General features: G+C 49.2%; 8 protein-coding genes and 2 pseudogenes. 6 read left to right on the plus strand and 4 right to left on the minus strand.

Annotated features, from left to right (window positions below; translation table 11 throughout):
- Nucleotides 1-148 precede the first annotated feature (148 nt).
- The 6 genes from V5T57_RS13995 to V5T57_RS14020 all read left to right on the plus strand — a co-directional run bounded on the left by V5T57_RS13995 (nucleotide 149) and on the right by V5T57_RS14020 (nucleotide 10,634).
- The gene (locus tag V5T57_RS13995) at nucleotides 149-4,051 is read left to right on the plus strand and encodes an ATP-binding protein (RefSeq protein WP_332891857.1); all 3,903 of its coding nucleotides are present in this window, start codon (nucleotides 149-151) and stop codon (nucleotides 4,049-4,051) included.
- 200 nt (nucleotides 4,052-4,251) lie between these two features.
- Nucleotides 4,252-4,878 carry a TetR family transcriptional regulator gene (locus V5T57_RS14000; RefSeq protein ID WP_332891858.1) on the plus strand — a complete coding sequence of 209 codons (627 nt, stop codon included), beginning with the start codon at nucleotides 4,252-4,254 and terminating at the stop codon, nucleotides 4,876-4,878.
- A gap of 16 nt (nucleotides 4,879-4,894) precedes the next feature.
- Complete coding sequence (locus tag V5T57_RS14005) at nucleotides 4,895-7,189, plus strand: efflux RND transporter permease subunit (protein ID WP_332891859.1); 2,295 nt, start codon at nucleotides 4,895-4,897, stop codon at nucleotides 7,187-7,189.
- Nucleotides 7,182-7,985, plus strand: coding sequence for an outer membrane lipoprotein-sorting protein (locus V5T57_RS14010; protein ID WP_332891860.1), 804 nt, complete (start codon nucleotides 7,182-7,184; stop codon nucleotides 7,983-7,985). The genes V5T57_RS14005 and V5T57_RS14010 overlap by 8 nt, the downstream gene beginning before the upstream one ends.
- A 2-nt stretch (nucleotides 7,986-7,987) precedes the next feature.
- Nucleotides 7,988-9,226: a hypothetical protein gene (locus V5T57_RS14015; RefSeq protein ID WP_332891861.1), complete on the plus strand. Its 1,239-nt coding sequence runs from the start codon at nucleotides 7,988-7,990 to the stop codon at nucleotides 9,224-9,226.
- Between the two features lie 169 nt (nucleotides 9,227-9,395).
- Nucleotides 9,396-10,634: a multidrug effflux MFS transporter gene (locus V5T57_RS14020; protein ID WP_332891862.1), complete on the plus strand. Its 1,239-nt coding sequence runs from the start codon at nucleotides 9,396-9,398 to the stop codon at nucleotides 10,632-10,634.
- Between the two features lie 39 nt (nucleotides 10,635-10,673).
- Here the strand turns inward: V5T57_RS14020 and V5T57_RS20965 are convergent, their stop codons facing one another.
- From V5T57_RS20965 to V5T57_RS14030, 4 genes and pseudogenes are all read right to left on the minus strand, one after another.
- Nucleotides 10,674-11,699 (minus strand): bacteriohemerythrin, encoded by a 1,026-nt coding sequence (locus V5T57_RS20965; protein ID WP_442918217.1) that lies wholly within the window; start codon nucleotides 11,697-11,699, stop codon nucleotides 10,674-10,676.
- Between the two features lie 90 nt (nucleotides 11,700-11,789).
- Nucleotides 11,790-12,884: pseudogene (locus tag V5T57_RS21085) on the minus strand (methyl-accepting chemotaxis protein); the annotation flags it as partial.
- A 30-nt stretch (nucleotides 12,885-12,914) separates the two neighbouring features.
- Nucleotides 12,915-14,150 (minus strand): annotated as a pseudogene (locus V5T57_RS21090) (cache domain-containing protein); the annotation flags it as partial.
- A 421-nt stretch (nucleotides 14,151-14,571) separates the two neighbouring features.
- Nucleotides 14,572-14,775, minus strand: a complete 204-nt coding sequence (locus tag V5T57_RS14030; protein ID WP_332891864.1) for a hypothetical protein — start codon at nucleotides 14,773-14,775, stop codon at nucleotides 14,572-14,574.
- Nucleotides 14,776-14,915: the final 140 nt, after the last annotated feature.

Genomic DNA, 14,915 nt, shown 5'->3' on the forward strand with positions numbered 1-14,915 from the left:
CGCGTAAGCTAAACAGGTTCAAATTACTCATATATCGATAAAGTGTTCAATACACCTCCAAATGGAGGGGTTATGCAGGGGATATTTTAAAACCCGTTATTTGAAAGCCAACCTTCCCTGCCTTGATGCCGTTCATTAGGAATTTCTGATGCTACAGCTTTCACTGCCCGTTCGGTACGCCATTTACGCACTCATTCTTATGGGTGGGGGTATCACAGTGATTGCATCCTACGGCTTTCAACAATCCCGATCTTTACTTGAAGCTCAGACAGCACAAATGGTTATGAACCGAGTCTCTAGTGAAATTCGGTTCTTACGCAACTACTTTACCCAAATGCGGCAAGATGTTGATCAATTGGTCCATAGTCCAGCCGTCCAAAACTACGTGCTTCAGCCCCAGCTTGAACCAGCCCAAGGTACTGTCGCTAAGCAGATGGTGGCAATGATGCGCAACCGCCCTGCCTATGCCCAGGTGCGTTTGATCGAAAACTCGAAGGAGGGTTGGGAGCGGATACGTGTTCAACGGAATAAGCAGGGGCAGATCACCTCCCTTCCAGCGGTTTTAATGCAACAAAAAGGGGAGCGTACTTACCTAAAAAAAGCGCTAAAGCTGGCCAAGGGTGAACACTACTTCTCCCCCATTGAACTAAACCGTGAACATGGCAAGATTGAGTATCCCATCCGCCCAGTCATGCGTATTTCCACCCCTATATACGCCGCTTCGGGCAAGGTGGAAGCGGTCATGGTTATCAACCTGGACTTTAACCGTATTGTCAGCCGTTTTAAGAGCTTAGATGCCCAAGTTTCTGTCCGTCTGATCAACCCCCGTGGAGATTATCTCTACCATCCTGAGGCCATACGCATGTTTACCCTGGAACAGCATGGTAAACCCGGCCTATTCCAGGACTACAAGGATGTTGAGTGGCCCTCATTTGGTGCACTTAAAGAGGGGGACCCTTTTATTATTCACCTGCCGACTCAACATAAGGTTGTCATTGGCCAGTTAATCCACCTGGATCCTCAACGTCTGGCCCCGCCTGTTATTGTGATTGGAGAGGCGGTACGCAGCATCATCGCCATTCATACCGATCTGCTGGCCAAAGATCTGACCCTGGCGGTGGTACTGCTGGTGCTCTTGCTCACACTGTTAACCGCCTGGATGACCTACCGACTTTCAGCACCTTTACGGGACTTAACCGATACCGCACGTGCTTTGGCAAAATCTCAAGAGGGTGGCTTGATCCCCCACCAAAAACGAACGGATGAAATTGGTACCTTGGCTAGAGCGATGGATCTTCTGTTAAGGCGACTGAATCACGCCCATGGCCGAACACTGCGGGTTAATGAACACCTAAAAGATGAAGTTGATCAGCGTACCGCAGCCTTGCAAGATACCGTTGCCTTAGCGGAAGAGCGGCGTATTCTTTTATCCGAAGTGCAGAGCATGGCCCGTATTGGTGGATGTGCCTGGTTTCCCACTCAAGATAAACTTTCGGTCACGGATGCCTTTTTACATCTCACAACCAGTTTTGACAGCCCCCCTTATAATTTACAGACCTTATTAGAGCTCTATGAACCTGAAGACCGCGACCGCCTGCAGCACATTTTGGACATTGCCCATCGTAACGGTCTAAAAGGAGATATGGTGGCGGCTATACAGCGCCCTGGACAGCCTAAACTTTGGCTCCGAACCCTGTTACACCCCAACCGTCAAGAAGATGAAACTGTTAAAATAAATATTGTCATTCAAGATATTACCCGTGAACATCGTATTCAGGAGATCCATGCCCGTGAAGAACTGGTCAATCACTGGCTGCTCCGGTTAAATGAAATGGCCCATGCACCGGGTCCATCACTCATTGATCTTGCCCTGGAGGGCGCTGCAACCCTAACAACCAGTCAAAAAGCCTTTTTTATTTGGATCCACGATGACCGCACCGCCATTAGTGAGGACCGGCTGTTTGATGTTAAGGCGGGAGATCTTCATCATCAGGCCAGAGATTACCGGCCAGATAACTTCCCCCCCTGCCAGCTTGCTATCGCCCATCAAGAGCCGGTCTTACACCAAGCCCATGAACGACCCCCAGCGATGATTCTGCCACTGATCGAAGATCAACAAGTGATGGCACTCATTGGGGTCTGGGGCCGTGATACAGCCTATGAGTCAAGCGATGTACAAAATTTACAACCCTTTGTGCAGGGCGTGTGGCGGGTGGTGCAACGTCGACAAGATCAAGAAGCGGTTAAACATGCAACGGCCGAAGCCCAACGGGCTAATGCGGTTAAAGGTCGCTTTTTAGCCAATATGAGCCATGAAATTCGTACCCCCATGAATGCCATTATGGGCTTTACAGAGTTGAGTTTGACCCAGCATCCGCCCGCACCCCATGATCGACATTTACAAGCCATTCATACCGCCAGCCGTACACTGTTGGGGTTAATCAATGATGTGTTGGATTTCTCCAAGATTGATGCCGATCAGCTCACTTTGGAAAAAATCCCCTTTTCACCCCATGAACAACTCCAACAAATAATACAAATGCTTGAGCCCCAAGCCAAACAGAAGGGACTGCATTTTCATACGCTGACAGAAGGAACCATTGCACCCTTGCTCTTGGGGGACCCGTTACGGTTAAGGCAAATTCTTATCAATTTGGTGAGTAATGCCATTAAGTTCACCAACCAGGGCAAAGTTGTGCTGGGTATGCATACCCACGGCAACGGCTCTCAAACCCACCAAACGCTGGAGTTTGAGGTCCATGACAGTGGTATTGGTATGGATGAAGCGCAGCTGCAACGTCTGTTTCAACCCTTTGTACAAGGGGATATCTCCACCACACGCAACTTTGGGGGCAGTGGTCTTGGACTTTCCATTAGTAAGCGCTTAGCCAAATTAATGGGGGGAACCATTCATGTGGAGAGTCAACCCGGCCAAGGCAGCAACTTCCGTTGTATCATCCCTTTTGAAATTACCGATGCCTGCCTGGTGCCTGAAGAGTTACCCCTCCAACAATCCTTTACCATTCCACAATGGCCAGGGCTTACCTTACTGGTTGCAGAGGATAATCTTTTAAACCAGGAGATGGTCAAAGAGCTACTACAGCAGGCTCAAATTGAGATGGTCACCGCAAACAATGGTGCTGAAGCGGTCAGCTATATGGCAAACGAAGGGGTTAAACACCCCGTTGATGGCATTCTTATGGATATGCAAATGCCCCTTATGGATGGCCTGGAAGCCACACGACAGATCCGCCCCGACCATCCAGCAGGGCACCTTCCAATTATTGCCATGACAGCCAATGGCACCCCAGCAGATCGCCAACAATGCATGCGTGCGGGTATGGATGACTGCCTGGTCAAGCCCATCTCCATATCAGCTTTGTATATGATGTTACGGCGTTGGCTGCCTGAACCTCACGCTGAGCAAGACCCGGATCATATTCAAGATGCCGCCGCCCAACAGCGGTGGCAAAACTGGCAACCGAATATCGCTTTGGTTGATAAAGTTGACCTACATGCACGCTTGGGTGGCGATTTACATCAACTGATGAACCGTTTGGGACGTTTTGCCCAAGAGTGTGATCTGCTTTTTGCACCCTTAACCCAAGCTCAACAGCACCGGGATACCCCGGCTTTACTCCAAGCGGCCCACGCACTACGAGGTGTTGCTCAAAATTTAAGCCTCAAACAGCTTGCCCAAACCCTTCAGTCCCTGGAAACAACCTTAAAATCAGAAGGCGTATCCGGACCAGATATCTCAGCCCAGTGGCAGACACTGCTACAATGCATGCATGATACCTGCGCCGTCATGCCCGCTATTGAAGAGAGACCACCACAGGCACCACCACCAATGGTGAATTTAGAAGAAGAGATGCAAAGGCTCATTCAACTTTTAGAGGCCAATGATCTACAGGCCAGAGATCTTATTAAACAGCTCACCCCCCAGCTTCAAACCCAGGGGCAAGGCCAGTTAGCCACGGACTTAGCACAAGCTTTAGGCCAGTTTGACTTTGCTAAAGCTCGCCAACTTATCCCTGGAGCAAGACTCTAATAGTTTGTTTTTATTTTTTAAATCAACACACACAGACAACCCAGCTTACCGATTATCCCCTCTTTGAACAAAATCTAACCAATCAAAACAAAGCCGATAATGTGCCATTTTTGGCTTGCATACAAACCGGTTGGTATGTAACCTCACCATCAACATACCAACCGGTTTGTATGTACCTATTTCAGTACTAAGGTAACGCCATGGCAGATGCTCGTGACCCAGAGAAAACCCGCCGCAAACTACTGGAAGCCGCACTGGAGGAGATCCATCGTAAAGGCTTTCAAGCCGCTTCTCTCTCCGCCATTTTAGAGCGGGCAGAAATGACAAAAGGGGCGATGTATCACCATTTTCCCAACAAAAAAGCGTTGGGGTTGGCGGTGGTGGATGAATTACTACCCGCTATTTTTGAAGAAGAGTTCAACCTCTATCTCGATGCCAAAGATAGCTTTGTAGAGGGCTTTATCCATGCCCATGAGGTATTTCTGGCCAACCGCGGGGCCTCTTTTATTGAGCTGGGCTGTCCCGTCGCCAAACTGGCAGAAGAGATGTCCCCCATCGACGAAGATTTCCGTACCCGGGTCGATGCCCTCTACCGGTGGGGAATGGAGACGATGGCAGAGCAAATTCGCCAAGGCCAACGGGCTGGGAACATACGTAGCGATATTCAGGCTGATGATGCTTCTCTCTTTATCTTTGCCGCCCGTGAAGGGTGTGAGAGCGTCTTAAAGGCAACGCAGGATACCGACATCATGCATCGTTGCCTTAATCAACTATTTGCATTTGTTAAAAGTTTAGAACCGACCGAACAAGGTTCATCCGATAGATGAAGAAGGAGTTTCACCCATGATCCGTCATTATGCCAATTGGCTGATGCGCTATCGATTTTCAGTTATCTTCTTGGTACTGATCACCATGCTGGTAGCGGCGTCGGGGGTACGTTTTTTACAGTTTGATACTGATTATCGCATCTTTTTTGGGGAAGATAATCCTCAATTAATCGCCTTTGATGAGCTACAAAACAGCTACACCAAAGATGATAATGTGATGTTTGTACTCACCCCCAAGTCGGGGCAGGTCTTTAATGAAAAGACCATGAGTATTGTTCAGGATCTTACCGAGAAATCGTGGCAGATCCCCTACTCTATTCGCGTAGACTCCTTAAGCAACTACCAGCACACCTGGGTTGAAGAGGATGATCTAGCCGTGGGCGATCTGGTTGAAGCGCCCAGCGCACTCTCCCCCCAAGAGTGGAAAACCATTAAAGAGATTGCCACCACAGAACCCCTATTGGTGAGCAGGCTTATTAATACAGAGGGTACGGTAACGGCGGTCAATATCACCGTACAGCTGCCAGATGACAACACCCAAACCGCCGTGCCTGAAGTGGCAGCCTTTGTTCGTAACATGGCGGATGAACTGCGTACAGCCCACCCAGATATGCAGGTACACCTAACCGGCATGGTCATGATGAACAACTCATTTCCTGAATTATCCAAAAAGGATATGAGCACGCTTATCCCCATTATGTTTGGGGTGGTGGTGGTGACCTTTCTTCTTCTTCTACACTCCCCTTGGGCCACCGTAGGGACCGTACTGGTTATTCTGTTTTCCATCGCCACCGGTATGGGGTTAGCTGGCTGGGCAGGTATTGTTTTAACCGGACCAAGCGCCAGTGCACCGACCATTATTTTAACCATGGGTGTCGCGGATGCTGTACACCTATTGGTCAGCTTTTTTGTGGTCTATGGCTATAAGTTTAAAGAGAAGAATGAGGCGATTATTGAAGCTCTGCGCATTAACTTCTCCCCCATTCTTTTGACCAGCGTGACCACAGCCATTGGCTTTTTGAGCATGAACTTCAGTGATGCCCCGCCCTTCCGTGATCTGGGTAACATTGTATCCATGGGGGTCCTTGCAGCCTTTGTCTACTCCGTCACCTTTTTACCCATCTTTCTATCTCTGGTACCGGTTAAGCCTCACCGTAAAAAGCCCCGTACCAGCCATATGATGGAAATTTTGGCCGACTGGGTTATCAGCAAACGCACAGGGCTGCTGTATGGTATGTCTTCACTGGCTATTCTCTTCATTGCCTTTATCCCCAGCAACCAGCTGAACGATGAGTTTGTAAAATATTTCAGCAAAAACGTCGACTTCCGTAATGCAACCGACTACACCGTGGAGAACCTAACGGGTATCTACAACATCGGTTATTCCATCGACTCAGGGGAAAGCTCAGGCATTTCTGATCCTGCCTTCCTCACCAATATTGAGAAAATGGCCAATTGGTTACGCACCCAACCTGAGGTAACCCATGTCAGCACCATTACGGATATCTTCAAACGGTTGAATAAAAACATGCATGGGGATAATCCTGATTGGTATCGACTACCAGACGATCGGAATATGGCGGCACAGTATCTCTTGCTGTATGAGATGTCGCTCCCCTATGGGTTGGACCTGAACAACCAAATTAATGTGGATAAACGCAAGACCCGCCTGACCGTCACCATGAAGAGCATTAGCTCCAACGATGTCATTGGTTTTGCGGATCGTGTGCGCAACTGGATGCAGCACAACTGGCCCCGTGAGATGATCGTTGAAGGCGCCAGCCCCACGGTAATGTTTGCCCACATTGGTAAACGCAACATCGTCAGTATGCTGGGGGGTACCACAATCGCGCTGTTCTTGATCTCACTGTCGCTCATTCTGGCCTTGCGTTCCCTTAAAATTGGTTTGCTTAGCCTGATCCCCAACCTGGTTCCCGCCGGTATTGCCTTTGGCCTGTGGGGCATGGTTAACGGACAGGTAGGCTTGGCTTTATCGGTGGTCACTGGGATGACGCTGGGCATTATCGTGGATGATACTGTGCACTTTTTAAGTAAGTATCTACGGGCACGCCGGGAACATGGGCACACGGCTGAAGAGGCTGTACGCTATGCCTTTTCAACGGTTGGTACCGCCCTATGGGTCACCACACTGGTTCTGGTTGCCGGCTTTATGGTTTTGACCATGTCAGATTTCAAACTCAATGCTGAGATGGGCCTAATGACAGCTATGGCCATTGCCATCGCCTTGATTATCGATTTTCTACTGCTGCCTGCTCTACTGATTAAATTGGAAGGGAACGATCATGCGTAACACTTTTTTCCAACGTCTACTCATCGGCAGCCTGCTCTGCTTACCGGCTTTTGCACCTTTAACGGCTCAGGCTGAAACCAGCCAGGAGAAGGGGCTCCGCCTGATTGATGAGGCCGACAAACGCGATTACGGTTACGTGGACCTAACGGCACAAATGAAAATGACCTTGACCGATCGTTTGGGCAAAACCAGCACCCGTACCATCCGGATGAAGATGAAAGAGGTAGAAAATGATGGGGATAAATCCCTGTCTCTTTTCGATACCCCCTCAACCATCAAAGGGACCGCTATGCTGACCCACACCCATGCGGTAAAACCGGATGATCAGTGGATGTACCTACCACGCCTTAAGCGGGTTAAGCGCATTAGCTCCAAGAACAAATCAGGTCCCTTCATGGGCAGTGAGTTTGCCTTTGAGGATTTAGGCTCTCAAGAGGTTGCCAAATACACCTACAACTACCTACGGGATGAAGTCATTGATGGCCGGGATAGCTGGGTGATTGAACGACGCCCCGCCTATACACACTCAGGCTACACCCGTCAGGAACTGTGGTTAGACAAAGAACGCTATCAGCCTAACCAAGTGATCTACTACGATCGCAAAAACAGCAAACTAAAAACACAATCGTTCAAAGGGTACCAGCAGTACATTGGTCAATATTGGCGCCCCGACGTCATGCTGATGGTCAACCACCAAACCCATAAGAAGACAGAACTTCAGTGGATTGGCTATACCTTCAAAAATGGTTTTAAAGACCGTGATTTTCATAAGAATGGTCTAAAGCGGGCTCGGTAACCATGAAAACCATGCTTCCCACATACCCCCTGCACACCCTACTAGCCGCTGCCACGGCTTTGGGGTGTGCCCTCTTCAGCACCCCAATCTTTGCCGAGGATGATGTTCGTAGTGAGTGGTCCGGTTATGTTGCAGGGGAGCTGCGTCTTTTCCCAGAATCCCCGTTGCGGCGCGCACAAGAGGGGCTCTACCCCTCATTTAGTGCAGAAGGGGAGTATTTCCGAGAGTGGGATGAGGGGCGGAAACAGTTCCGCGTCACCCCCTATATCCGTTTGGATACTCGGGATGATCACCGCAACCATATTGATTTTCGGGAGCTGGCTTTTTCCCATTTGGATGATGATGACTGGGAAGTCAGCGTTGGTCTGAATAAAATCTATTGGGGTGTGACCGAGTCTCGCCATTTGGTTGATATCATTAACCAAACTGATGCGGTCGAAGGTACCGATGGTGAGGATAAGCTGGGGCAACCCATGCTCTCTGTGGGCGTAATGCGTGACTGGGGTAGCCTTAACCTCTTTTGGATGCCCCTGTTCAGGGAGCGTACCCTACCGGGTTGGAAAGGTCGGCCGGGTTACCCTCTGCGCATTAAACATGAGGATGCGGTGTATGAATCCGCCGCTCAGATGTGGAATCAAGATTTTGCCATCCGCTACAGCCATACTTTTGATATCTGGGATGTTGCCCTAAGCCATTTTTCAGGCACCGGGCGGGAACCTGCCCTGTTAAGTAAGACCGACACCAATGGCGAAACGGTTCTCTACCCCTACTACTACAAGCTGGAACAGACAGGCTTGGAGCTACAAGCGACAACAGAAGCTTGGCTATGGAAGCTTGAGGCGGTTAGTCGTGATGATATGCAAGGGCGCAGTCTCGCGGCTGTGGGTGGCTTTGAATATACCCTGGTTGGTCTCATGCAAAGTGATGCTGACCTGGGACTTATTGCAGAGTACCTATGGGAAGAGCAGAATGATAACAGCCTATCCCCATTTCAAAATGATCTCATGGTCGGTGCACGGTTAACCCTGAACGACACCCAATCTACAGAGTTCCTGGCGGGGGCCATTACCGATATGGACAGTCAGGCCGTCTACCTGACCATGGAGGCCAGCCGTCGCATTGGCCAGGATTGGAAAATATCGGTGGATGGCTGGAGTAACCTGAATTTAGACCCGTCAGACCTACTCTACAGCCGCCGACGTGACACCATGTTCCAAGTGGAGTTGGCCCGTTATTTCTAGGGAAACAAAGCCCCGATGCGGCACTGACGGGCTGCTGCATCGGGGCTTTACCCTTAAAAAAGACAAAGATAGCTAACCGTCTGTTAAACGCCGCTTTGGCCTAAAAAGCTTAGTTTTTTCCATTACCTGGCCCCATTCGCACGTCACCAAACGTGCCAGAAAGATCACCATGTCAGAGGCTCCCCCCTCCCCTTCAGCCCTATCCAATGGGGAGTTTATCCCCATGCTGGCCCTTATGATCTCCCTGGTTGCGCTCTCTATTGACGCCATGCTTCCAGCGCTGGAAGTCATGGGCCAAGCGCTCGGTACGCAAGGTGCCAAACAGAACCAGCTCATCATCTCTATCTTATTCATGGGTTTTGCCGTTGGTCAGCTTTTTTATGGACCGCTCTCCGACAGTACCGGACGTCGACCCATGATTTTTATTGGGTTGTTGATCTTTATGGTGGGGTCTGTACTTTCTTTATACGCTGAAAATTTTCAAGCCATGCTACTGGGGCGTTTTCTACAAGGTTTAGGTGCAGCAAGCCCTAGAACCATTGCCACAGCCCTGGTCAGGGATATCTATGCTGGGCGTCAAATGGCCCGCATTATGTCCATGATCATGTCCGTCTTTATTCTTGTACCTGTACTGGCACCAACCCTTGGCCAGTGGATTCTCATGGTGGCCCACTGGCGCATGATTTTTGGCCTGCTGCTCTTACTCTCACTGGTTGTACTGTGCTGGTTTGGTTGGCGTCAGCCCGAGACCTTACACCCTGAATATCGGCGAGAGCTCTCTTGGCACAACCTCTGGCAGATGTTTAAAGAGGCCAGCACACACCCCGCCACCCTGGGCTATACCATTGCAAACGGTCTTATTTTTGGGGCTTTTGTGGGCTATTTGGTTTCCTCTCAACAGATTTTGCAAAACCACTACGCCCTGGGTAGTCACTTTCCCTACTACTTTGGCGGGTTGGCACTCTCTGTGGGCCTGGCCAGTGTGGCCAATGCCCAATTGGTGATGCATTGGGGCATGCGGTATCTCAGCCAACTTGCCCTGATGACCCTTAGCGGGCTCTCCACCCTGGTGCTGCTCTACCTACTGATGAGCGGCAACCCACTGCCCCTTGGTGGCATGATGGTTTGGGCACTCATTGCATTTTTCTGTATTGGCATACTTATGGGCAATGTCACCGCTTTAGCCCTGGAGCCTATGGGGCATATGGCTGGCGTGGCCTCCAGTGTTGTCGGTGCTTTTTCCTCCTTTATTGCCGTTTCTCTGGGAACGGGCTTAGGACAAGCCTTTAATGGTACCCTTATCCCGCTTATTGGTGGCTTTGCCTTATTCAATGGGGTCGCGCTGCTGGTTATCCTTTGGGTAGAACGTAAACATGCCCCTGCTGTGGCACAAAAAAAGCCCTGCTGATTGTCAGCAGGGCCTCTTCTTCTCTATAAACTTAGCGCGTTACTTTACACCACGCTCAGCAAAGAACGGTTTGTAGCGCATATCTGTTTCCAGAATGTGTTCCGTGAGCCAAGCTCGGGCAAAGCCCATAAGGTCCATGGCGGCACTAAACTCACCCTCTTCATGCTGCTTCGCCAGATCATGTAGCTTGGCCACCATACCTCGGTGCTCATCCTGCTGCTCACCCAAACCAGGATAACCATGCTTTTTCATAATGCCCTCTTCCCGTGAGAAGTGGGTATCTGTAAAGCTTGCCAGTTCGGTGATCAACTGAGAAAGCTGCTCTTGGGGCATGCGCCTTTTCAGACCGGATTGAATCTGGTTAATCAGATCAATCAAACGTTGATGCTCCTGGTCAAACTGGGCTACACCAACGCTGAGACTATCTCTCCAAGGGAAGAAGGGCTGTGCATCACGCTCTTCACCCTCGCGGCCCAAGTACAGAGCATCCATCTGAGTAAAGGCTGCACCACACCCCTCAATAAACTGCTCCAACGCCTTGGTTGCCCCTGAGGTATCGCTATTTTCGGTTGAGGCTAACACCGTTTTACTATAGGTGATCAGCTGCTCATGGTTTTGCAACAGTTGGCGTTTGGGCTCTGAGTTGCTGCGTTTGGGGTCGTTCAGATAGTTCATGGTCTCCAGATTACGGGGATCAAACCAATAATCGGCATCAAAGGGTTCACGACCATCAACAGCTTTTTCCAATGCCGACTGCCAAGCCAGATACCCTGACTTAAAGCGACGCACATCAAAAGAGGGCGTCCCAGTACTCATCTCCAACTGTGTCATGAACAGAGCATTGCTCATATTACGCAGTGTATCGCCCAAGTGATCAAATTGACGGCTGGAGCCTTGCATAAAGCGTACGGTATCTGAGGCCTCATCCATCCGCTTGGCGACCACTTCGGTCACCTCTTGGGTATGGTTGGTCAAACTTTGGATCTCGTTGGCATAGTCGTAGGATTGTTTGGCACTCTCCGCCACTTCTCGGCTGGCATCCGCCCCTTGTTGACTGGCAGACATAATGGTAGAGGCACTGTTGGCCGACTCCAAAGCAGAACGGGCAATTTCATTGGCGGCCTCATTGAGCTCTGCCGCGCTATGGGTCACGACACCTGTGGCCTGTACCACTGCATCAATCTCATTGGCCACATGGTCAATGGTATGCCCCTGCTGATCGACTGATGAGGCGATCTCCATATTACCATCGTTGATACGCTCAATGGCATCATGGATGGCCTTATTGGCATTGGAAGCCTGCCCTGTTCGCGCTTGGATATCATGAATCTGCTGAGAGATGGTTTGGGTGGCTTCACTGGTCTGACTGGCCAGCTCTTTCACCTCATTGGCCACCACAGCAAAACCTTTACCTGCCTCCCCTGCACCCGCCGCTTCAATGGAAGCATTGAGCGCCAGCATGTTGGTTTGGTCGGCAATATTGTTAATAACATCCACAACCTTACCAATCTCTTGTGCAGCTTGAGACAGCTCCGCCATGGTTGTAGAGGCGGATTCGGCATGATCACGGGCCGATTGAGATTCACCCGTTGTACGGCTACACCGCTCACGGATCTCACTAATAGAGTTGCGCAACTCTGTCATGGAACCAGAGACAGATTGGGTCGAGTCATTCACTTGAGCCAAGTTATCATTAACCCCACCAATATTTGCCGTAATCTCCTCCGCTGCAGAGGCTACCGTATTGATGTTGTGACTGCTCTCTTCAGCAGCCTGTGCAATATGATCAATACTGCTTGTCAGCTGCACAGCCGCGCCTGATATTGAACCTAAGCGTTGATGAATCTCCTGAACACCAGTTTGAACCTGAATAATATCTGCAGCCAAGTTCCGGTTTTCTGCGGTCACACTCTCAACAACAGTATGGGCATTCCCTGAATCCTGGCGTACCAGCTGACGAATGTTCAGCAGTTCGCCAGAGCAGGCCGCCATACTGCCTGAGTGCATGGTAATGGCTTTGGTGGTGTAGCTTAAGTGGGCACCCAGCTCATTCAAATTTAGAGCAATACCCCGAATTTCATCCTCTGCATTGGGTACATCCATACGTGCATTCAGATCACCATTGATCAAACGCCCTAGCGCTTGGTTGATCGCCTTCAAAGGCTTGATCATACCTTTGGCCAGCAACCAGCCTGCTATAGCTGCCACCAGGAACATGATCAATACCGTGGTCACCGAGCTAAAGAGCATATTCTTTTGCAACACGGCAACGGTCGCCAGAGCTTCGGCTTCATCAATTTCACTGATCAAACCCCACCGGACACCCCCAAACTCAATGGGTGCGTAGGCTGAAAAGACAGGCACCCCGCGGTAATCATCAATAATATGGAAACCACTTTGACCGGCCAGGGCTTTACGGGAACTATCCCCAGCTACCGGCTGCAGACCAATACTGGTCTCTTTTTTATCAATTTTATCCAGTAGGCTGCGCTCTATACCGCTTGTTTTAAGTGCATCGAGATAGCCCTTTTTATCCTCAATTAAAAACCGGCTCATACTACGCATACGTGTATCTGGCCCAACCAGATAACTCTCGCCGGAATCCCCCATGCCACTACTCTTCCACTGCCCGCCAAAGGTCATGACCGCATTAATCCGATCAATGGGCATTTGAAAAACCAACACACCCAACTTTTTACCTTCATCAGAAAAGATCGGGGAGGCAATAAAAGCGGCGGGATCTTCATAAGAGGGAAAGTAGGGAGAAAAATCTTCAAAGACCACGGCGTCACGTTCCGTCAGAGACACCGCCTTTTTAAACACTTTGCCCAAACCACTGTTGGCATAAGGGCCGCTGTTCAAGGAGGTTGCATAATCCAGCTCTTTAAATACCGAGTAGACAATACGTCCCTGCTCTGGCTCGACAAGAAAGATATCGTAGTAATCAAACGTTTTGAGATAATCCCGAAAATGGCTATGGAATTTTTTATGGGCTTTTCCATAGTCACTGTTGTCGGACTCAACCACTTTCAGGGTATCTTTTTCACCCAGTGGGTGAGGATTATTGGCGATATATTGGTACTGCAGGGCAACAGAATTTGGCGTTAACTGGTTGACCAAATGCTGCATATTGGGCTTACCGCCACTGTTACGGTTTTGGTAGCGGGCACCAAACTGTGCATCATAGTAGGCGAGAATTTGCTTTTTCTGATGGGCCACATCACCTTGGGCCGTTTGATCGACAATACGCGCATAGCCTGCGTTAAAGTCTGCCATGGCATCAATCACCATGCCATCGCTGGAATAGGTTTTTACCTGATCTTCCAACAAATGAAGATAGCGCTCAATGCTACGGCGGCTGGTTTCACGTACAGAAATTAACTTTTGCTGGGCGACATCACTTAAAGCCTGACGACCTGTATCAACCCCTACCCAGCCAATCCAAGCTGAGGAAATAAGCAAAGGCAAGGTACCTAATAAAAGCGCACCAATGATCAGTTTATGTTGAATTTTCATGGAAACAGACTCACAGATCTGAGGGGAAACAACGGGGAGTTATTAAGCATCCTGGCTGCTCACATATTGAACACACTGTGAGCAGGTCCCCTTGACAAGCAGTCGATTAAACTGTCGCAACTACCTATAAATACAGGATGCTTTTCTTTATTAGATCATGATTAGCACATCTAACATTTTTTTAGCAATATGATATTTTTTATCCATTAAGCCCTTATATTGGGCAACATAAAGGCTATTTTTTAAACACTTCCTGCACAACCCAACACAACACAATTTGAACCTTACTTTTTCTTACTATATTTTAGATTTATGCTTATATTCACGGCTTATATTATATAAGTTATTACTCTGTATCAAAATGTGACTTCACCAACATCTAGAAAAACAGCTACTTACGATCACTTTTTAAGCACTTTTTTTAGTAACAGCCTGTAATCATCCAGTGAGATTGATGTGCGGTATCTGGTGCATGCAAGAGAGCCCCACAGGTTTGACATACCCAGGTTTCAGAACGTTTAACAAAGCGCACAGGTTTGTCTGCTTTAAGCTGAAGTGCACCATGAGGTTTGGCATAACGTCCTAAACGGATCTGTTTACGGCAGGCATCACAGGGATAAGCCATTGGGTTAACCTTTATTAGCTGTCGAACAATAAAGCAGAGAAAAAAAGCACACTTGGTTTTAAGTTAAAACATGCCTTGGTTTTTACAAACCGGCCTACGCCCTTAAAATGGACTTTCTCTCTAGGCCCGACTATACTGCG

The organism is Magnetococcus sp. PR-3 (assembly GCF_036689865.1).
In the GTDB taxonomy this organism is placed as follows: Bacteria; Pseudomonadota; Magnetococcia; order Magnetococcales; family Magnetococcaceae; genus Magnetococcus.